This window comes from Halomonas sp. 11-S5, from assembly GCF_029889825.1.
GTDB lineage: Bacteria > Pseudomonadota > Gammaproteobacteria > Pseudomonadales > Halomonadaceae > Halomonas.
Map to the genome: position 1 here is coordinate 26,347 of NZ_JARANW010000009.1, position 19,538 is coordinate 45,884.

Consider the following 19,538-nt stretch of genomic DNA (forward strand, 5'->3'; position numbering starts at 1 on the left):
GGCTTATGCTGGAGACCCTTCCCTTACTGGAGTCGCTGCATGAGTGTGCCAAGAATCGTCGTGGTCGGAGGTGGCGCCGGCGGCCTCGAACTGGTCTCGCGGCTCGGCCGCAAGCTCGGCAGGCGCGGGCGCGCCGAGATCGTGCTGGTCGACCGCAATGCCACGCACATCTGGAAGCCGCTGCTGCATGAGGTCGCCACCGGGGCGCTGGACTCGGGACTCGACGAGATCGCCTACGTGGGCCATGCCAGCCACCACGGCTACCGTTTCCAGCGCGGCACCCTCAGTAACGTCGACCGCACGGCCAGGACTCTGACCCTGGCCCCCATCCTCGACGAGGAGGGCAGCGAAGTGCTGCCTTCTCGCACGCTGGAATATGACCTTCTGGTGCTGGCACTGGGCAGCGTCAGCAATGACTTCGGCACGCCGGGCGTCGACGAGCACTGCCACTTCCTCGACAGCCCGCAACAGGCCGAAGCCTTCCGCCGGGACATGCTCAACACCTTCCTGCGTCACAGCGACCCGGGCAGTGAACGGCATGCCCGCATGGTCGTCGGCATCGTCGGCGCCGGCGCCACCGGGGTGGAACTCGCGGCAGAGCTCCATGAAGCCTCGCGCATGCTGCACAGCTACGGCGTCACGGACCTGGACAGTGACCACCTCGAGGTTCACCTGATCGAAGCCGCCCCCCGGATCCTGCCGGCCCTGCCCGAACGCATCAGTCAGGCGGTCCATCAGGAACTCGAGGGCCTCGGCGTGAAACTTCATGCTGCCACCCGCGTGACTCGCGTAGAGGCCAGCGCGATTCATACCGCCGATGGCCAGCGCATCGACATCAATCTCGGCGTCTGGGCGGCCGGCATCAAGGCCCCGCCCTTCCTCTCCGAGCTGGGACTGCCGACGGAATCCAACCACCGACTCAAGGTCCACGCGACCCTGCAGAGCACGGAGGATCCCCATGTCTTCGCCATGGGAGACTGTGCCAGCTGCCCCCAGGGAGATGGCAGCACGGTGCCCCCGCGCGCCCAGACCGCCCACCAGCAGGTCTCGACGCTCTATCGCAACCTGCTCGCCCAACTGGACGGCAAGCCGCTCGAGCCCTTCGTCTATCGGGACCGAGGGTCGCTGATCTCGCTGGCGCACTTCGAAGCCGTCGGCAGCCTGATGCGCGGGGCCTCGGCACGCAGCCTGTTCATCGAGGGACACCTGGCGAAGTTCTTCTATGCCTCGCTTTACCGCATGCACCAGCGCGCCATCCACGGCACCCTCAAGACGGGCCTCATCGTGGTGGTGGATGGCATCAACCGCTTCCTCAAGCCGCGCATGAAGCTTCACTGACCCAGGCGCCTCATCCGGACAGGTCATCAGGTCAGCAGGACCTCTGCCGTCGCCGCCTTGCGCTCTGTCAGCCAGGTGCGCTTGGCCGACGCGGTCAGGCGCTTCAGGCGTGCCTCCAGGCGCAAGGCCTCACCGCGGCTGCCGACGGGCTCCTGGTGGCGAAGCACCAGCGGCCCCTTGCCGCGCAGCGCCTTGGCCCCCCGGCCGGCACGGTGCTCGGCCAGGCGTCGGGCCACGTCGGTGGTGATCCCGGTGTACAGCGCACCGCCGGCGGTCTCCACCAGATAGAGGTGCCATAGGGGAGCGGGGAGCGACTCCTCCACGGGGCGCCCTATGCCCTGGCCAGCTGGTCGCGGAACTCTCGGATCACGCTGTCGTAGCGGTGCGGGTCGGCCTCGTTGCGCGCCTTGAACACCGCCGAGCCGGCCACGAAGGTATCGGCCCCGGCCCGGGCGATCTCGGCGATGTTGTCGACCTTCACCCCGCCATCGATCTCCAGGCGGATCGGGCGACCCGAGGCATCGATGCGCCGCCGCGCCTCGCGCAGCTTGTCCAGGGTCCCGGGGATGAACGACTGGCCCCCGAACCCCGGGTTGACGCTCATCAGCAGGATCATGTCGACCTTGTCCATCACGTAGTCGAGATAGGTGAGCGGCGTGGCCGGGTTGAACACCAGGCCCGCCCGGCAGCCGGCGTCGCGGATCAGCTGCAGGGAGCGGTCGATATGGTCCGAGGCCTCGGGGTGGAAGGTGATGTAGCTGGCCCCCGCGTCGATGAAGTCCCCGATCAGCCGATCCACCGGCCTGACCATCAGGTGGGCGTCGATGGGCGCGCTCACCCCATGCTTGCGCAGGGCCTCGCAGAGCATCGGCCCGATCGTGAGGTTCGGGACGTAGTGGTTGTCCATCACGTCGAAGTGGATGATGTCGGCGCCGGAGGCCAGCACATCATCCACTTCCGCGCCCAGCCGGGCGAAATCGGCGGAGAGGATGGAAGGAGCGATCAGGAAGTCGCGGGTCGTGTCGGTCATGGGGTCGTCCGTCATGGGGTGGGCAGGCGATCCCGGGCATTCTACCAGAGCCCCACGAGGGTCAGGACCTCGCCAGACGCCTCAGCGTGACCAGGCCATAAGCGACTCCTGCTCCCCGGTCTCCGGGTCCTCACGCTCATCGACGATGCAAAAGCCCAGCCGCCGGTAGAAGGAGACGGCGCGCACGTTGCGGGAATAGACCCAGAGGGTGATGGTGCGGTGGCCCTCCATGGCGTGGGCCATCAGGCCGGTGCCATGCCCGAAGCTCTGCACCTCGGGGTCGACGAACAGCGCCTCGAGGCGGTCACCATGCATGGCGCAGAAGCCGATCACGCGTCGGCCAGCCTCCAGCACCTGCACCTCGCAGGCGGGCAGGCGGCGAAGCGCCATGTCATCGGCACGTGCCCTCCAGCAGGCCTCGGAGATGAACGGGTGGGCCTTCTGAGAGGCACGCAGCCAGATGTCGACAAGCTGTGGGAACTCCTCCCGGGTGGCGGGTCGGATCATGTCGCGGCTCCTGTGGCTATCCCTGCAGTGTAACCGCTCGCACGGAACGGGTCGCGACAGCGGTTCCCGCGCCTAGGGCCGGGGGATATACTCGATGTCCTGCCATCATCGGGAGACCTTCCATGCAGCGTCGTCACGTCCTGGGGGCCTGTGCCCTGCTCCTCGCCACCGGCTGGCTGGCCGGCTGTGCCAGCCCCCACTACCTGCAGCTCGACCCCAAGCGCACCGCCCGGGTGCCGCAGAGTGGCAGCGGCCAGGCGGTCACGGTCACCGCCGTGGATGGCCGCGACAGCGAGGTGATCGGCACCCGCACCGGCAGCGCCATGTCCACCGCCGTGATCACCGTCAACGTTCACGAACTGGTGCCGCGGCTGCAGGCGGAGGCGGAACGCGCCGTGCGGGAAATGGGCTTCACCCCGACCACGGCGCGCGCCGAGGGACGCCCCAGCCTGACGCTGACCCTGGATCACCTGGGCTACGAGCGTGGCGAGAGCCGTCCCCTTATCGACGAGGCACGGCTCGAGGCGGTACTGATCGCCGAGGCGATCAACGCCGGCAACACCTATGCCGGCACCTATACCTCGCGCCGCACCCAGAGCTATGCCATGCGCCCCGACAAGAAGGCCAACACCCGCATGGTCAACGAGCTGCTCTCCGATGGCCTCGACCGCGCCTTCCGCGACCCCGAGCTGGGACGACTGCTGGCGCGCTGAATCCGCTCAGACCAGCGGGCCGCGGCGCTCCAGCGCCCAGGCACTCTCGCGAAAGCCGCTGGGCTCCGGCTCGCCGTCCTCCAGGTGGGTGACGCGAAAGTTGGGCGCAAACAGCTCGCGCACCTCCTCGGCGGAGACGCTGAACGGTGGCCCGCCGGGGCCGCGCGTCAGGCTGATCAGCAGCCCTCGGGCACCGGGGGAGATCAGCTGGGCAAGATGGAAGGCGTAGCGCTGGCGGGTGGCCGCCGGCAGGGCGATCAGGGCGGCGCGGTCGTAGAAGGCCCCGATCTCCGCCGCCTGTTCGATATGAAAGTGGAAGAAGTCGCCGCACCACAGCTCCACGCTGCCCTGGCGACAGATGTCGAAGCCGGCCTGGCGATAGCGGGTCACCTCCCCTACGCCCTCGGCGACGAACGCCTCGATGGCCTGCCCGGCCAGCTCGATGCCCAACACCGGGTGGTCATGGCGCGCCAGCCAGCGCATGTCCAGGCTCTTGCCGCACAGCGGCACCAGCACCTTGGTGCCGGCCCGCACTCCCAGGCCAGGCCAGTGACGGACCAGCGCCGGGTGAGGCCGATCACGGTGAAAACCGATGCGCCCCTCGCGCCAGCGCTCCCGCCATTCGTTGGCCATCATTCCCCCAGCCAAGCCGGCATCAGAACCAGCGATCGCGCTTGCGGCGACGGCGCGGCAGGTGGGGCACGATCAACCCCACCAGCAGGCCGGCCCCGGCAACCCCGCCACCGTACATGAAGTAGCGCATCAGCAAGTCTTCCTCCTGGGTATCCAGGCGGGCCTGGAGCTCGCGGATGGTGGCGCGCGACTGCTCGGTCTCCCCTTCGAGCGCCGCGTTACGCGCCTCGAGCTCGGCAATGCGCTGCTCGCGGACCTCGAGGGTCTCGGTCATCGACGCGGTACGGCTCTCCCAGGTGTCGTTGATGCCGGAAAGCTCATTGGTCAGCTCCTCCACCCGGGCTTCCAGCGCCGGCAGTTGCTGCTGGGCGCTGGGGGCCTCCTGCAGCTCGCGGCTGAGCACCCAGACGGTGTCGCCGTCTCCGTCTTCCACCCGGCTGTAGTCGCCGCTGGTCTCCAGGACCGTCACCGGCTCACCGGCGGTCAGGGTGCCGATGATTCGGTAGCCGTCGGTCGGGCCGCTGCGCACATAGGTAGAAAGTTCGTCCGACACCCAGGCGGTGGCGTTGGCCGCCTCCTGAGCATGCAGGGCTTGGGGGAGCGTCGCGAGCGCCACGCCCAGTGTCAGAATCTTGAGTCTGTGTATCGTCATGCCGTTGTCCTGGCTGTCCAAGGCTCGCGTGGAGCGGCTCTGTCGCGTAAGGCACACAGGGTACCACAGTCGCGCCGGCCGGCAGCTGGCCCCGATGGCGGCCGCGGCGTATAATGGCGGGTCTTGTCCCGGGTGGCCATTCGGCCGCCCGCCAACGTCCATCCAACGGTGCACCGTCGCGCCAGAAGCCGCGACCTATTCTTATGGCGAAGAAACTCTTCATCAAGACGCACGGCTGCCAGATGAACGAGTACGACTCCGCGCGCATGGCGGATCTGCTCGGCGAATCCCACCAGCTCGAGCTCACCGACGACGAGCGCGATGCCGACGTCATCCTGCTCAACACCTGCTCCATCCGCGAGAAGGCCCAGGAGAAGGTGTTCCACCAGCTGGGGCGCTGGAAGAAGCTCAAGGAGGCCAACCCCGACCTGGTGATCGGCGTCGGGGGCTGCGTGGCCAGCCAGGAGGGCGAGGCGCTGCGCAAGCGCGCGCCCCATGTCGACATGGTGTTCGGGCCCCAGACCCTGCATCGGGTGCCGTCCATGCTCGACTCGCGCCGCAACGACCAGATCTCGGTGGTCGACGTCACCTTCCCTGAGATCGAGAAGTTCGACCACCTGCCCAAGCCGAGCTCCGACGGCGCCACCGCCTTCGTCTCGGTGATGGAGGGCTGCTCCAAATACTGCACCTTCTGCGTGGTGCCCTATACCCGCGGTGAGGAGGTCTCGCGGCCTTTCGAGGCGGTGATGGACGAGGTGATCCACCTGGCCGACCAGGGCGTGCGCGAGATCAACCTGCTGGGCCAGAACGTCAATGCCTACCGCGGCGAGAACCAGCTGGGCGACGAGATCGACCTGGCCGAGCTGATCAGTTGCGTGGCGGCGGTAGAGGGCATCGACCGCATCCGCTTCACCACCTCCCACCCGGTGGAGTTTACCGACAGCCTGATCGAGGCCTACGCGGAGATCCCCGAGCTGGTCAGCCACCTGCACCTGCCGGTGCAGGCCGGCTCGGATCGCGTGCTCGCGGCCATGAAGCGCGGCCACACCGTCGAGGAGTACGTCGACAAGATGGAGCGCATCCGCGCACTGCGCCCGGACATCAGTTTCTCCTCGGACTTCATCATCGGCTTCCCCGGCGAGACCGAGGCGGACTTCGAGGCCACCATGGACCTGATCCACCGCATCGGCTTCGACCACTCCTTCAGCTTCGTCTACTCGGCACGCCCCGGTACGCCGGCGGCCGACCTTCCGGACGACACCCCGGAAGGCATCAAGAAGCAGCGCCTGGCGATCCTCCAGGAGCGCATCAACCAGCAGGCGATGCAGATCAGCCGGCGCATGGTGGGTACCACCCAGCGCATCCTGGTCACCGGCTTCTCGCCGAAGGACCCGGGCCAGCTCTCCGGGCGCACCGAGAACAACCGCGTGGTCAACTTCCGTGCCGCCAACCCCTTCGAGCTGATCGGCGTCTTCGTCGACGTGGAGATCAGCGAGGCGCTGCCCAACTCGCTGCGCGGCGAACTGGCCTCCCCCGCTCGCTTCTGAGTGTCACGATTGCCCCGGCCAGCGCCGGGGCAGTAAGCTGACCCTACATTCTCCCTGCACGGATTCCCCTGTCTTGAGCCAGCCATCTTCTCCGGCCAACCGCATCGTCACCCTGAACCTCGAGCCCAACGACCCGCGTCGCCTAGCCAACCTCTGCGGCCAGCGTGACGAGCACCTCAAGCTGGTCGAGTCGCGGCTCGGCATCACGCTTCGCAACCGCGGCAACATCTTCCAGCTCGCCGGACCGACCCATCGCGTCAAGGCCGCCGCCAACGTGCTGGAACACCTCTACCGCGAGACCGAGGCCACCGACCTGGAGCCGGACACCGTGCACCTCTTCCTGCAGGAGTCGGGCCTGGAGGCGCTGGACGAGGAGGAAGGCGGCGAGCCGGAGGACGAGGTGCTGCTGCGGACCCCGCGCACGCTGATCAAGCCCCGCGGCTTCAATCAGCAGGGCTACGTGCAGAGCATACGCGCCCACGACATCAACTTCGGCATCGGCCCGGCGGGCACCGGCAAGACCTACCTGGCCGTGGCGGCGGCGGTAGAGGCGCTCAACCAACAGGAAGTGCGCCGCATCCTGCTGGTGCGCCCGGCCGTGGAGGCCGGCGAGAAGCTCGGCTTCTTGCCCGGAGACCTGGCCCAGAAGATCGATCCCTACCTGCGCCCGCTCTATGACGCCCTCTACGAGATGATCGGCTTCGAGCAGGTGGCCAAGCTGATCGAACGCCAGGTGATCGAGATCGCCCCGTTGGCCTACATGCGCGGGCGCACTCTCAACAACGCCTTCATCATCCTCGACGAGAGCCAGAACACCACCCGCGAGCAGATGAAGATGTTCTTGACCCGCATCGGCTTCGGCTCCACGGCGGTGATCACCGGCGACGTCACCCAGGTCGACCTGCCCCGCGGCCAGAGTTCGGGGCTGATCCAGGTGCTCGAGGTGCTCAAGGGGACCCCCGGCATCGGCGTGACCCACTTCGCCGCCAAGGACGTGGTGCGCCACCCCCTGGTGCAGCGCATCATCGAGGCCTATGACCACTTCGAGGCCGAACAGGAAGCCTCCGAGCGCGCCCAGCGCGAGGAGCGCGAGCTCCTGCGACAGGATCGCCTGGAGCGCGCCCGGCAGGACAAGCAACGCCACGACGACCAGGGGCCTGCCGACTCATGAGCCCCCTCCTCATCGACCGCCAGGTCGCCCTCGAGGCCGACGGCCTGCCGGCCCAGGGCGAGCTCGAGGCCTGGGTGGCCGCGGTGCTGGCGCGCCATGCCGATGAGCCACGCCATGAGCTCACCATCCGCTTCGTCGACGAAGCCGAGGGCCAGACCCTCAATCGCGACTACCGCGGCAGGGACAGGCCCACCAACGTGCTGTCCTTTCCCTTCGAGAGCCCGCCCGGGGTCGAACTGCCGCTGCTCGGTGACCTGGTGGTCTGCCACTCGGTGGTGGCCCGCGAGGCCGCCGAGCAGGACAAGTCGTTGCGCGCTCACTACGCTCACATGGTGGTCCACGGCACCCTGCACCTGCTAGGCCATGACCACCTGGAGGACACCGAGGCCGAGGCCATGGAAGCCCTCGAGCGTGAGATACTCGCGTCGCTGGGGATCGCCGACCCCTATGCGCCGTCGAATCGCGATTCCGATACCGAGGACGAGAGAGCCGACGCATGAGCGAAGATCGATCGAGCAGCCAGGGCAGCAAGTCCTGGCTCGACAAGCTGTTCAGCGCCCTGTCCAGCGACAGCGATGAACCCAGCTCCCGCGACGAACTGCTGGAGTTTCTGCGTCAGGCAGGCTCGCGCCTCAAGCTCGACCAGGACGCCATGATGATCATCGAGGGCGCCCTGAACATCAGCGACCAGCAGGTGCGCGAGGTCCTCATCCCGCGCTCCCAGATCACCGCCATCGCTCTCGACCAGCCCCTCGAGGAATATCTGCCGGTGATACTCGAGACCGGCCATTCCCGCTATCCGGTGATCGGCGAGAACCTCGACGAGGTCAAGGGCATCCTGCTGGCCAAGGACCTGCTGCCGCTGCTGCGCGGCGGCCAGGGGAACGGCCTGCCCTTCCAGCTCGACGAGGTGCTGCGACCGGCGATGTTCGTGCCCGAATCCAAGCGCCTCAACAGCCTGCTCAAGGAGTTCCAGGACACCCGCAACCACATGGCGGTGGTGGTCGACGAGTATGGCGGCACGGCGGGCATCGTCACCATCGAGGACATCCTCGAGGAGATCGTCGGCGAGATCGAGGACGAGCACGACATCGACGAAGAGATCGATATCCGCGCACTGGGGGACGAGCGCTATGCCATTCGCGCCCTGACCACCATCGAGGACTTCAACGACCGCTTCGACACTCGCTTCTCGGACGACGAGTTCGATACCCTCGGCGGCCTGGTGATGCAGCGTTTCGGCCACCTGCCGGGACGCGGCGAGCACACCGAGATCGGTGGCTGGCGCTTCACGGTGCTCAACGCCGACAACCGTCGCATCCGCCTGCTCGAGGCCGAGCCCTGCGAGGAGAGCGCCGAGGAGTGACGCGCCCCCATGACCACGGATGGACCCCATGGCTGACGCCCGCCTGACCCCGTCACTGGGCTGCCTGGCAGCCCTGCTCGCCGGCGGCCTCACTACCCTGAGTGCCGCCCCCTTCACGCTCTGGTGGCTGGGGCCGGTAGCCGCCGGCCTCGTCTACCTGGGCCTGCATGCGCTGACGCCCGCCCAGGCGGCGCTTCGCGGCTGGTGCTATGGCCTGGGGCTATTCGGCTCCGGGGCCTCCTGGGTCTACGTCTCGATCCATGACTACGGCTACACCGGCGTGCTCCTGGCGCTCTTCCTCACCGCGCTGTTCGTCGCCGGCCTGGCGCTGTTCTTCGCCGTCACCCTGTGGCTCTACCGGCGGCTGTGCGGGCCGCGCCTGGCGGCGCTGAGCTTTGCGGGCGCCTGGGTGCTCGGCGAATGGCTGCGCACCTGGCTGTTCACCGGTTTCCCCTGGTTGCTGCTGGGCAGTGGCCAGGTGGACTCGCCCCTCGCCCCTTGGGCGCCGGTGGGCGGCATCTACCTGCTGACGCTGATCACCGCCCTGACGGGCAGCCTGGGCGTGGAGGTCCTGCGGCGCCGCTGGTGGGCCGCCGCGCCGCTCGCCGTGCTATGGCTGGTGCCGCTGGCCCTGCCCGCCCAGTGGTCTTCCCCCGCCGGCGAACCGGTACGCGTCGCCCTGCTGCAGGGCAACCTCCCCCAACTGATCAAGTGGACCCCCGAGGGGCAGCGCCGTGCAGTTGACACCTATCTCTCGATGACCCGCGGACTGGGCGAAGACGTCGACCTGGTGATCTGGCCCGAGGCCGCCCTGCCCATGTTCGAGGACCAGGCCGCGCCCATCCTCGAGCGCGCCCTGGCCAGCCTGCCGACGGGCACCGACCTGCTGACCGGCGTCCTGCAGCGCGACGATGGCGGCCTCTATTACAACAGCGTCGTCGGCCGGGGCGACGTGGAGGGCGAGTATCGCAAGGCCCACCTGGTGCCGTTCGGCGAGTACCTGCCCCTGGAGAGCCTGCTGCGCGGGGCCATCGCCTTCTTCGATCTGCCGGCACCGACCATGACCCCGGGTCCGGCCGACCAGGCGCCGATCCGCGCCGGTGAGCTGACCCTCGGCAACGCCATCTGCTACGAGATCATCTATGCCGACCTGGTGGCCTCGCGAGCCCGCGATGCCGGGGTGCTGCTCACGGTCTCCAACGACACCTGGTTCGGTGCCTCCATCGGGCCACTGCAGCACCTGCAGATGGCCCGCCTGCGGGCCCTGGAGAACGGCCGCCCGGTGGTGCGTGCCACCAGCAACGGCGTCACCGCCCTCATCGACCCCCGGGGCAGGGTCACGGCCCGGGCACCGCAGTTCGAGGCCACCGTGCTCGAGGGCGAGGTCACGCCCATGCAAGGCCTCACCCCCTTCACCCGCACGGGCAGCTGGCCCGCCTGGCTGCTGGCCGCCCTGCTGGTACTGGCGGGGCTGCGGCTGCGCCGGAAGCCGTAAGCTCGAAGCTCGAAGCTCGAAGCTCGAAGCTCGAAGCTCGAAGCTCGAAGCTCGAAGCTCGAAGCTCGAAGCTCGAAGCTCGAAGGCAGCATACGCCTAGCCCATAACCACACAACCCCGCCATTACGGCGGGGTTGTGTGTTCTTCCAGCTTCCAGGCGCGAAGCGCCGCTCTTCCAGCTTATAGCTTCAGGCTTCCGACGAAGTCGGGTTTTCGCCCAGCACCTCGGGAATGGTCATGCGCACATAGCGTCCCGGGGCCGGCTCGAGGATATCGAGCTCGCCATCGCCGGGTTGTCGAGCCGGCACCAACTTCTCGGTGTCCACATAGCCGTTCTCGGTCATCCACGCCTGCCAGTGGGGCCACCAGGAGCCTTCATGCTGCTCGGCACCCTCCAGCCACTCCTCGGCGGTGTACGGCAGCGCGTCGTTGGTCCAGTAGCCGTACTTGTTCCTGCTCGGCGGGTTGACGATGCCGGCGATATGGCCGGAGCCGCCCAGCACGAACTTGACCGGCCCCTTGGGCAACAGGGCGCCGTAGTAGGTGCTGTTCCACTTGGCGATGTGGTCCTCGCGGGTGGAGATGAAGTAGCTCGGTGTGGAGATCTTGCGCAGGTCGATCTTGACCCCGTCGAGCTCGATGCCACCCGGCTGGACCAGGCGGTTCTCCAGGTACATGTGCCGCAGGTACCAGGCGTGGGTCCCGGCCGGCAGGTTGGTGCCGTCGGTGTTCCAGTAGAGCAGGTCGAAGGGGGCCGGGGCATCGCCCTTCAGGTAGTTGTTGATGTAGAAGGACCAGAAGAGGTCGTTCTCGCGCAACAGGTTGAAGGAGTAGGCCATGACGCGGCCGTCGAGGTAGCCGTCACGTTCGAGCTTGGCCTCGATGCCGTCGAGCACCGTTTCGGAGAGGAAGACACCAATCTCGCCCGGATCACGAAAGTCCTGCAGGGTGGCCATATAGGTCACCGACTTGACCTTGCGGCCCCGCCGGGTGCTGGTCAGGTAAGCCATGGTCGAGGCGGCCAGGGTCCCGCCGATGCAGTAGCTCATCAGGTTGACCGACTTCTCGCCAGTGGCCTGCTCGATGGCACCCATGGCGTCGATAGGGCCCAGCTGCATATAGTCGGCCCAGTTCAGATCCCGCTGTTCCGGCCCAGGGTTGCGCCAAGAGATCAGGAAGACGGTATGGCCCTGCTCCACCAGCCAGCGCACCAGAGAGTTATCCTGGCGGAGGTCGAGGATGTAGTACTTGTTGATCCAGGGCGGCACCACCAGCAGCGGCGTCTTGTAGGCCTGCTCGGTGGTGGGCGTGTACTGGATCAGCTGGATCAGCTCGTTTTCAAAGACCACCGCCCCGGGGGTGACGGCGATGTTCTCGCCGATCGCGAAGGCGCTGCGATCGGTCATGGTGACGTTGAGACCCTCGGCGGAGTTGGCCAGGTCCTCGCGCAACCGGGCCAGGCCTTCGACCAGATTCTGGCCGCGGGTCTCCATGGTCTTGCGCATCACCTCGGGGTTGGTGGTGACGAAGTTGGTCGGCGCCATGGCATTGACCAGCTGGCGGGCGTAGAAGCCGAGGTTGCGCTTCTGGTCCTCCGAGAGGCCATCCAGGCGCTCGATCAGCTCTTCCACCATGCGCGAGAACAGCAGGTACTGCTGCATGATCGCCAGGTAATAGGGATCGTCGCGCCAGGCATCATCCCGGAAGCGGCGATCGCCCTTGCCCGGGGTGATCAACGGCTCGACCTCCTCGCCGGCGAGGCTGCGCAGCGACTGCTGCCACAGCTGGAACTGGTCCTGGAGCAGCCGCGACTGGGTCTGCCACAGCAGGGGCGGGTTCTGCATCAGCGACTGGGCACCGGCCTGGAAGCACTGGCGCATGTCGTCATGGACCGATTCCGCGGCATCGCTGGGCACCATGCGCGCCAGCAGATCCTGCATCAAGGCCTTGTATTCCTCGCCGATCGCGGCGAGCTGGGCGTTCCACGCCTCGAGCTCGACCTGTGTCGGTGCTTGCACCCCTGACTGCATTGACCCCTCCTGTTATTCATGAAGGCCGGTGTTGCTGACGGCCGGACACTGGCACCGGCCTTAGGCCATATACGTCTATTACCGCACCATCTTGCGCGGGCAAGGCATGGCCAACAACGGCACTGTCCGGCCCCCGTGACCCGGGCACCGGACAGGCGCTAGGTTACCGTGATATCAGCGTTTGCGCGACGTGGACTGGCTGGTCGCCTTGGCGGGCTCATCCGACGCCGGTGCGCCGCTCTTGGCGGCCTGGCCGGCCTTCTCGGCCTGTTCGGCGAGCTGCTTGCCCGATTCGGCGTAGAGCTTCTCGAGCTCGGCCTTGAACTCCAGGCTCATCTCGCTCATCGCCTTGGCATCCTCGAGCATCTGCTTGGAGAGCTCGTTCATCATCTCGGTCTGGCGAGTGCCGAAGTCGCGCATGCTCTCGGCATCGCTGACCTCGCTGGCGTCGCGCATGCGCTCGGTACCCATCTGGCTGTAGCGCTTCATGGACTCCATCTGATACTGGGTCATCTTCTCCATGTTGTTCAGCATCAGCGAGTTGAGCTTGCGCATCGGCTCGAAGAACTGGCGGGTCTGCTCGTTGAATGCGTCGATCATCTTGTCTTGGTCTTGCATGTCGAACTCCTCCTCGAGGATCGGTAACGAACGATTTATTGCACTGCACAAAGCCTAGTCTGCCACCTCTTCTGTTGCAACCGGATTGACGCCGCCCGCGAAGGTCGAATGCGCCCGTCAGCTTGCGCCGTCAGCTCTCGCGCTTGCTGCGGGAGCGCGCACTGGCCGTGGAGTTGCGGGAGGTGCTGCCGGCGCTGGACTTACTCGCTGAGCCGCCGCCGCTCTTTCCCGAGCTCTCGGCCTGTCCGGCATCCGCATCCTGGCCTCCCTCCTGGTCTCCGCTCGCGGCCCCGCTGCCGCTTCCCGCGGAACTGGCGGCCTTGGTCAGCATGTCGAGCATCATCTGCTGGTAGTTGCCGAAGCTGGACAGGCCCTGGGAGAGGCCCTGTGAGAGATTCTGGGACAAGCCTGGCTGCTGCAGGAAGGGCTGCATCAGGCTCATCGGGTCATACCCTTCCGTTCCCGACTCCATCTGCTTGTAGATACGGTTCAGCAGGTCCTTCTGGAAGGCCTCCACGTCAGGCAGGCCCAGCGCCTGGCGAAACTCCTCGGGGGTCAGGTCAAACTCGACGTTGATCTTCATGGCGTCACTCTTGTGGATGGTCCCCTCAAGTGTAGCAGCCATGCCGGGTGGCACGGCTCAGCGCAGTCGCGGGGTAGAAACCTGGACCTCGGCATTCTGGCCACGGTGGCGCAGCAGGTGGTCCATCAGGGTCAGCGCCATCATCGCCTCGGCGATGGGCGTGGCCCGGATGCCCACGCAGGGGTCATGACGCCCCTTGGTGACCACCTCGACCGGATGGCCGTGGACGTCGATGCTGCGCCCGGGCGTGGTGATGCTGGAGGTAGGCTTGAGCGCCAGATGGGCGATGATCACCTGGCCGCTGGAGATACCGCCGAGCACCCCGCCGGCATGGTTGGAGAGGAAGCCCTCGGGGGTCATCTCGTCGCGATGCTCGCTGCCGCGGCTCGCCACGGCGGCGAAGCCGTCGCCGATCTCCACCCCCTTCACCGCGTTGATGCTCATCAGGCCGTGGGCCAGCTCGGCATCCAGCCGGTCGAACACCGGCTCGCCGAGCCCCGGCGGCACCCCCTCGGCCACCACGCTGATCTTCGCCCCCACCGAGTCCTGGTCGCGGCGCAGCTGGTCCATGTAGGCCTCGAGCTCGGGCACGCGGTCCGGGTCGGGACAGAAGAAGGGATTGTCGTCTACCGCCTCCCACTGCTTGAAGTCGATGGCGATCGGGCCGAGCTGGCTCATGTAACCGCGGATGGCGATTCCCTGGGCGGCAAGATACTTCTTGGCGATGGCCCCGGCCGCCACCCGCATGGCGGTCTCCCGTGCACTGGAGCGCCCGCCGCCGCGATAGTCGCGAATGCCGTACTTGTGGTGGTAGCTGTAGTCGGCGTGGGCCGGGCGGAACTGGTCCTTGATCTTCGAGTAGTCCTTGGAGCGCTGGTCGATATTCTCGATCATCAGGCCGATGGTCGTGCCGGTGGTCACTCCCTCGAAGACGCCGGAGAGGATCCGCACCCGGTCGGGCTCACGCCGCTGGGTGGTGTGGCGAGAACTGCCGGGGCGACGGCGATCCAGGTCGCGCTGTAGGTCTTCCTCGGTGAGCGGCAGTCCCGGCGGGCAGCCATCGACGATGGCCCCCAGGGCAGGACCATGGCTCTCGCCGAAGGTGGTGACAGTGAACAGCTTGCCGAAGGTGTTGCCGGACATGGGCGCTTCTCCTGGGTCGGGAGATGGGAATCAGGCGAAGGACGCCGCATGGGCGTCGAGTTCCGCGGCGGTCAGGGCAAACACCCCCTGGCCGCCGCGCTCGAATTCGAGCCACAGGAAGGGCACCTCGGGGAAGGCGGCCTCCAGGTGGTGATCGGAGTTGCCGACCTCGACGATCAATACGCCCGCTTCGCCGAGGTAGTCGCGGGCCTCGCGCAGGATGCGCCGCACGATATCCAGTCCGTCGGCCCCGGCGCCCAGTGCCAGGGCCGGCTCATGGCGGAACTCGGCGGGCATGGTGGTCAGGTCGCGGATATCCACGTAGGGCGGGTTGCAGACGATCAGGTCATAGCGCTGCCCGGCGAGCCCCGCGAAGAGGTCGGACTCCACGGCCCGCACCCGCTCGCCCACGTCGTGGCGGGTGATGTTGAGCCGGGCCACGGCCAGGGCGTCGGGGCTGATGTCGGCCAGGTCGACCTCGCAGCCGGGCAGGTGCAGCGCCGTGGCGATGCCGATGCAGCCCGAGCCGGTGCAGAGGTCGAGCACCCGCGCCGGCGGCTCGACGGGGAACCAGGCGGCGAAGCCATGCTCGATCAGCTCGGCAATGGGCGAGCGGGGGATCAGCACCCGCTCATCGACGCTGAAGGGGATCCCGGCGAAGAAGGCCTCGCCCAGCAGGTAGGGCAGCGGGCGGCGGGTCTCGATGCGGGCCCGCACCAGCGCCACGATGCGAGCCCGCTCCATGGGCAGCAGCCGCGCCTCGAGCACCGCCGGGTCGACGTTCCAGGGCAGGTGCAGGGCGCCCAGCGTCAGCGCCACGGCCTCGTCCCAGGCGGAATCGGTGCCGTGGCCGTAGAAGAGGCCCGCCAGGTGGAACTCGCTGGCGGCCCAGCGCAGGCAGTCACGCAGGGTGATCAGGCCCTCGGCGAGGGCCTGGTCGCTGAGCACGAGGGTGGAGGAAGACGCATCAGGGAGAGATTCGGCCACGGGGCATCCTGGAGTCGGAGGGTTCGGTGAGACGAGACACGATTGTAACCGGGCCCGCGGTTCACAGCCACGGCAGGGGCGGTATACTGGCGCTTTGCTTCACAAGCCGAATGCCCCATGAGCCGAGACCGCCATCCCCCGGACGAGGACGAGATCAGCGCCTTTCGCCAAGCCCTGCGCGACGCCGGCGTACGCCCGATCGTCAACAACCGGGCCGACCCCGGTCGGCGGCGCCAGGGGGACCCCGCCGCGGCCGAGCGACGGGCCGCCGCGACCTCGGCCAGCGATGACCTCGCCGCGGCCGGTCGCACCTCTGACGGCCGGGTGGAGCCGGTGCGGCCCTCCGAGTTCCTCGACTTCGCGCTGCCCGACCTGCCCTGGCGCACCCGCCAGCAGCTCAAGCGCGGACGCATCGGCTGGGAGGCGGGGCTCGACCTGCATGGCCATACCCTTGAGGAGGCCCGGCAGGAACTGGAGGCCTTCCTGCGCGACGCCGCGACGCGCCGCCGACGCTGCGTGCTGGTCGTGCACGGCAAGGCCTGGGGCACCACCAGCGACTACCCGGTGATCAAGAGTCACGTGAATGCCTGGCTGCGGGAGTGGCCCAGCGTACTGGCCTTCTGCTCGGCGACCGCGATCGACGGCGGCACCGGGGCGGTCTACGTGTTGCTCAGGCGGCGCGGCCACCAGGCCTGACACCGCTCAGGACACCTCATCTCCTTCCTGACTTTCCTTGGCGGGCCTTTCAACGACGATGGACGGGCTCCCCCAGCCGGGATGGGCACGCCCCTCGAAGCGGTCCAGCGCCTCCACGGCCAGGTGCCTGCCGAGGCTGATCAATGCCTCGGCGCGATGAAACTCGTAGGCACCACAGACCGTCTTGGGCACCTCGATGAGCACATCCGGCGGGTAGCCCGCCACCTTGTACTTGGCCAGGGCCGCCTGAGTGATATCGAAGGAGGCCAGCACCATGTCCAGCCGTCCCCACTCGCGGCGACCGCCCTCCAGGGCCGCTTCCACCTCGCTCTTGTCGCCACTGTCGCTGTCATGGTTGTTGCCGAAGCCATAAAACAGTCGTCGGGCTGCCCCGCGAACCCCGTTGATCCAGCTGGCGAAGTCGACGCCACCGGCATCCCGGGATTTCTCGCGCGCCTGCTCCTCGGCGACCTCCTCGGGGGGCAGCAGCTCCTCCAGGGTCACCGGGCGCGGGCTATGGGCGGTGACATTCACCGCCAGCACGAAATCCGCCTGGGCCGACACCGTGGGGATGATCGGCAGCGGGTTGAGCAGCCCGCCGTCCACCAGCACCTGGTCGCCGCGATGTACCGGCGTGATCACCCCGGGCACGGCGATGGAAGCGCGCAGCGCCTCGATCAGCGAGCCGCTCTGGAACCACACCTCGCGCTGGCGGGTCAGGTCAGTGGCCACGGTGGTCACGGGGATCGCCAGGTCCTCGATGCGGGTATCGCCGATCAGGCTCTCGAGCTTGTCCATCACCTTGTTAGCCCTCATGGCCCCCATGGGACTCCAGGTGACATCGACCAACTTGAGTACGTCGAAGTAGTCCAGCCGGCAGACCCAGTCGCGGTAGGCGGCCAGCTCCCCCGCCGCATAGACGCCGCCCACCACGGCGCCCATGGAACAACCGGAGATCGCCACTACCCGGTAGCCCCGCGCCTCGAGTTCCTCGATGACCCCGATATGGGCATAGCCGCGCGCGCCACCGCTGCCAAGCACCAGCGCCACGCTCTTTTGCCCTGACTCCTCGGCTTCTCGCTGCTGGCTCATCGCACATCCTCCTTCTCGTCTGCCACGTCCCGCTTGTCGTGCCACTCGACGATGGCCTCCGCCACCCCGGCGACCGCCGATGGTTCCAGGTGCAGGTGGTGGCCCCCCGGCAACACGACGCGTGTCAGCCTCGTCACCGCCGACCGGGCCTGGCGCGCCCGAGTCCGCTCTCCGAGAATGCCGGTTCCCCCTTCCACCAACAGCACCGGGCAACGGATCGCCGTCAGCATGGCGTCCACCTGCGCGGGCGAGAGCCGCACCAAGGACGGGCGCAACAGCCGGGCATCGGTGCGCAGCTGTACATGGCCATCGGGCAACGCCTCGAGGTTACGTGACACCAGCGGGCGCGCCGTCTCGGCATCGATGGGCGTCGCCCCGCCGGCCACCCGCGCCGCCACGGCGGTCTCACTATCAGGATAGCGCGGCGCCGGCGAGAGAGGGCGTCGATCGGCGAGCAGGCCTTTGCGCAGCTGGGCAGACGCCTCGTCGGCCTCGGTGGTCAAGACCCCCAAGCCGTCGAGCAGTACCAGTGACTCGACGCGCTCCGGCAGGGCGGCGGCCGTCAAGCAGGCCACGCCGGCCCCCATGGAGTGGGCCAGCAGAGGCACCCGCGCGAGGCCCAGGTGGTCGCAGGCATCGAGGAGGTCGTGGCAGTAGTCCCAGAGCGCATAGTCGCCACGACGGTGGCGGGACAGGCCATGACCTGCGAAGTCGATGGCCACCAGTCGAATGCCGAGGGCGGCGACCAACCGCGGCGCCAGGCGTGAAAAGCTGGCGGCATTGTCCAGCCAGCCGTGCAGCGCCAACCAGGTGGGGGCCTGGTCATCGCCCCAGGCCAGCGCCGCCAGGCGGCCCCCGGCCAGCCTCAGGGAACGCAGTTCGCTCATGCCGGCGGCTCCAGCAGGTCGTCGAGCATGTCCACCAGGGCCGTGCGAGTCTCCTCGGGGACCTCCATGGGAAACATGTGCCCCCCCGAGACCTCGGCGACGCGCACCCCTCGGCGGCGCAGCCGGCGCCGGCGGTGGGCGGTGAGCACCCGGGACTCGCGGCCCGCGAGCACGCCGAGAGGGACCTGAACCCGTGCGGGCAGGTCATCCAGGTGATCGGGCAGGTGGCGGAAGATCTGCACCTCGATGTCGGGATCGTAGATCAGCACCACGCGGCCATCGTCGAGTTCCCGGGTGCCGCCGTCCACGTAGTCGTGAAGGGCTCGATCGGTGAAGCCGCGAAACAGCCCGCGGCGGCGCAGGTACTGGACCATCGCCTCCCGGCTGGGCCAGCTGTCGCGACGCCCCAGGGTGCGGCCGGCCGGCGTGACGCGATCGGCCAGACCCAGCCGCTTGGCGGCCTTCATGACCAGGGCGTCCAGGCCGAGCATCAGCGGCGGGTCGAGCATCACCACGCAGCGGAACCTCTCTGGCGCGCGCTCGGCGGCCATGGCCATCAGCACGCCACCCATGGAGTGGCCCACACCGACCACCGGGCCCGGGAAGCGGGCCAGGTGCTCGAGCAACTCGTCGCGCAGGGCCAGCCAGTTGTGGCCGACGGGGAAATCGGGATGATGGCCCAGGCGATCCAGCGGATGCACGTCGAACCGCTCAACCAGCGGCGCCAGGAAGCTGCGGTAGCTCTGGCCCGGGAAGCCGTTGGCGTGGGCGAAGACGAGGGGAATGCGTGAGGCGTGGTCGGATCTGCTCATGAACTCTTCCTGCTCGCGGGTCCTGCTCGCGGGTGCCCGGCCGGCACCCTTCTGGCGATAGCAGGCTAACGGGATTACCATGATCCGCCAAGTCGCCCGGCGGCGACAGGCCAATCGACAGGAGCCCCCGTGGAAGATCCCCGCAAGCCCGCCCGAGATACCCGCGCCCGCAATCGGGTATTTTTCATCACCGTGATCACCGCCGTGATCGTCGGCCTCTGGCTGGCGCGCTAGGCCA

At 67.9% G+C, this 19,538-nt stretch carries 21 protein-coding genes; 8 read left to right on the top strand and 13 right to left on the bottom strand.

Going from position 1 to position 19,538, the window contains the following annotated elements; all coding sequences use genetic code 11:
- Positions 1-39 precede the first annotated feature (39 nt).
- Positions 40-1,338 (top strand): NAD(P)/FAD-dependent oxidoreductase, encoded by a 1,299-nt coding sequence (locus OP497_RS08670; RefSeq protein ID WP_280547801.1) that lies wholly within the window; start codon positions 40-42, stop codon positions 1,336-1,338.
- A 26-nt stretch (positions 1,339-1,364) separates the two neighbouring features.
- On the opposite strand, the gene OP497_RS08675 is transcribed toward OP497_RS08670, so the two are convergent.
- The 3 genes from OP497_RS08675 to OP497_RS08685 all read right to left on the bottom strand — a co-directional run bounded on the left by OP497_RS08675 (position 1,365) and on the right by OP497_RS08685 (position 2,875).
- Positions 1,365-1,661, bottom strand: a complete 297-nt coding sequence (locus tag OP497_RS08675; protein ID WP_280547802.1) for a GIY-YIG nuclease family protein — start codon at positions 1,659-1,661, stop codon at positions 1,365-1,367.
- Positions 1,662-1,669: 8 nt separating this feature from the next.
- Positions 1,670-2,368 (bottom strand): ribulose-phosphate 3-epimerase, encoded by a 699-nt coding sequence (gene rpe / locus OP497_RS08680; RefSeq protein WP_280547803.1) that lies wholly within the window; start codon positions 2,366-2,368, stop codon positions 1,670-1,672.
- An 81-nt stretch (positions 2,369-2,449) separates the two neighbouring features.
- Complete coding sequence (locus tag OP497_RS08685; RefSeq protein WP_280547804.1) at positions 2,450-2,875, bottom strand: GNAT family N-acetyltransferase; 426 nt, start codon at positions 2,873-2,875, stop codon at positions 2,450-2,452.
- A 122-nt stretch (positions 2,876-2,997) separates the two neighbouring features.
- On the opposite strand from OP497_RS08685, the gene OP497_RS08690 reads away from it, so the two are divergent.
- Positions 2,998-3,588 carry a YajG family lipoprotein gene (locus tag OP497_RS08690; protein ID WP_280547805.1) on the top strand — a complete coding sequence of 197 codons (591 nt, stop codon included), beginning with the start codon at positions 2,998-3,000 and terminating at the stop codon, positions 3,586-3,588.
- A 6-nt stretch (positions 3,589-3,594) separates the two neighbouring features.
- Here the strand turns inward: OP497_RS08690 and OP497_RS08695 are convergent, their stop codons facing one another.
- Positions 3,595-4,221, bottom strand: a complete 627-nt coding sequence (locus OP497_RS08695; protein WP_280547806.1) for a thiopurine S-methyltransferase — start codon at positions 4,219-4,221, stop codon at positions 3,595-3,597.
- A 22-nt stretch (positions 4,222-4,243) separates the two neighbouring features.
- Positions 4,244-4,873, bottom strand: a complete 630-nt coding sequence (locus OP497_RS08700) for a TIGR04211 family SH3 domain-containing protein (protein WP_280547807.1) — start codon at positions 4,871-4,873, stop codon at positions 4,244-4,246.
- Between the two features lie 203 nt (positions 4,874-5,076).
- Between OP497_RS08700 and miaB the strand changes: the two genes are divergently transcribed.
- The 5 genes from miaB (at position 5,077) to lnt (ending at position 10,452) form a co-directional block, all read left to right on the top strand.
- Positions 5,077-6,420, top strand: a complete 1,344-nt coding sequence (gene miaB / locus OP497_RS08705; RefSeq protein ID WP_280547808.1) for a tRNA (N6-isopentenyl adenosine(37)-C2)-methylthiotransferase MiaB — start codon at positions 5,077-5,079, stop codon at positions 6,418-6,420.
- Positions 6,421-6,493: 73 nt separating this feature from the next.
- Positions 6,494-7,591 carry a PhoH family protein gene (locus tag OP497_RS08710; RefSeq protein ID WP_280547809.1) on the top strand — a complete coding sequence of 366 codons (1,098 nt, stop codon included), beginning with the start codon at positions 6,494-6,496 and terminating at the stop codon, positions 7,589-7,591.
- Positions 7,588-8,091, top strand: coding sequence for an rRNA maturation RNase YbeY (ybeY, locus tag OP497_RS08715; RefSeq protein ID WP_280547810.1), 504 nt, complete (start codon positions 7,588-7,590; stop codon positions 8,089-8,091). The genes OP497_RS08710 and ybeY overlap by 4 nt, the downstream gene beginning before the upstream one ends.
- Positions 8,088-8,957 (top strand): transporter associated domain-containing protein, encoded by an 870-nt coding sequence (locus OP497_RS08720; protein WP_280547811.1) that lies wholly within the window; start codon positions 8,088-8,090, stop codon positions 8,955-8,957. The genes ybeY and OP497_RS08720 overlap by 4 nt, the downstream gene beginning before the upstream one ends.
- A 28-nt stretch (positions 8,958-8,985) precedes the next feature.
- Positions 8,986-10,452: an apolipoprotein N-acyltransferase gene (gene lnt / locus OP497_RS08725; RefSeq protein WP_280547812.1), complete on the top strand. Its 1,467-nt coding sequence runs from the start codon at positions 8,986-8,988 to the stop codon at positions 10,450-10,452.
- 188 nt (positions 10,453-10,640) lie between these two features.
- On the opposite strand, the gene phaC is transcribed toward lnt, so the two are convergent.
- From phaC to prmB, 5 genes are all read right to left on the bottom strand, one after another.
- Complete coding sequence (gene phaC, locus OP497_RS08730; protein ID WP_280547813.1) at positions 10,641-12,482, bottom strand: class I poly(R)-hydroxyalkanoic acid synthase; 1,842 nt, start codon at positions 12,480-12,482, stop codon at positions 10,641-10,643.
- 174 nt (positions 12,483-12,656) lie between these two features.
- A complete protein-coding gene (locus OP497_RS08735) occupies positions 12,657-13,100 on the bottom strand; it encodes a phasin family protein (RefSeq protein ID WP_280547814.1) in 444 nt (147 codons plus the stop codon).
- Positions 13,101-13,230: 130 nt separating this feature from the next.
- Positions 13,231-13,683, bottom strand: a complete 453-nt coding sequence (locus OP497_RS08740; RefSeq protein ID WP_280547815.1) for a hypothetical protein — start codon at positions 13,681-13,683, stop codon at positions 13,231-13,233.
- 57 nt (positions 13,684-13,740) lie between these two features.
- On the bottom strand, positions 13,741-14,826 hold the full coding sequence (aroC, locus tag OP497_RS08745; RefSeq protein ID WP_280547816.1) for a chorismate synthase: 1,086 nt from the start codon (positions 14,824-14,826) through the stop codon (positions 13,741-13,743).
- A 30-nt stretch (positions 14,827-14,856) separates the two neighbouring features.
- Positions 14,857-15,813 carry a 50S ribosomal protein L3 N(5)-glutamine methyltransferase gene (gene prmB, locus OP497_RS08750; RefSeq protein WP_280547817.1) on the bottom strand — a complete coding sequence of 319 codons (957 nt, stop codon included), beginning with the start codon at positions 15,811-15,813 and terminating at the stop codon, positions 14,857-14,859.
- A 117-nt stretch (positions 15,814-15,930) separates the two neighbouring features.
- Between prmB and OP497_RS08755 the strand changes: the two genes are divergently transcribed.
- A complete protein-coding gene (locus tag OP497_RS08755; protein ID WP_280547818.1) occupies positions 15,931-16,509 on the top strand; it encodes a Smr/MutS family protein in 579 nt (192 codons plus the stop codon).
- Positions 16,510-16,515: 6 nt separating this feature from the next.
- On the opposite strand, the gene OP497_RS08760 is transcribed toward OP497_RS08755, so the two are convergent.
- Genes OP497_RS08760 through OP497_RS08770 form a run of 3 tightly spaced genes read right to left on the bottom strand, consistent with a single transcriptional unit; the run spans position 16,516 to position 19,300 of the window.
- On the bottom strand, positions 16,516-17,601 hold the full coding sequence (locus OP497_RS08760; RefSeq protein WP_280547819.1) for a patatin-like phospholipase family protein: 1,086 nt from the start codon (positions 17,599-17,601) through the stop codon (positions 16,516-16,518).
- Positions 17,598-18,488 carry an alpha/beta hydrolase gene (locus OP497_RS08765; RefSeq protein ID WP_280547820.1) on the bottom strand — a complete coding sequence of 297 codons (891 nt, stop codon included), beginning with the start codon at positions 18,486-18,488 and terminating at the stop codon, positions 17,598-17,600. Before OP497_RS08765 ends, OP497_RS08760 begins: the two co-directional genes overlap by 4 nt.
- Positions 18,485-19,300 (bottom strand): alpha/beta hydrolase, encoded by an 816-nt coding sequence (locus OP497_RS08770; RefSeq protein ID WP_280547821.1) that lies wholly within the window; start codon positions 19,298-19,300, stop codon positions 18,485-18,487. Before OP497_RS08770 ends, OP497_RS08765 begins: the two co-directional genes overlap by 4 nt.
- Between the last annotated feature and the right edge of the window lie 238 nt (positions 19,301-19,538).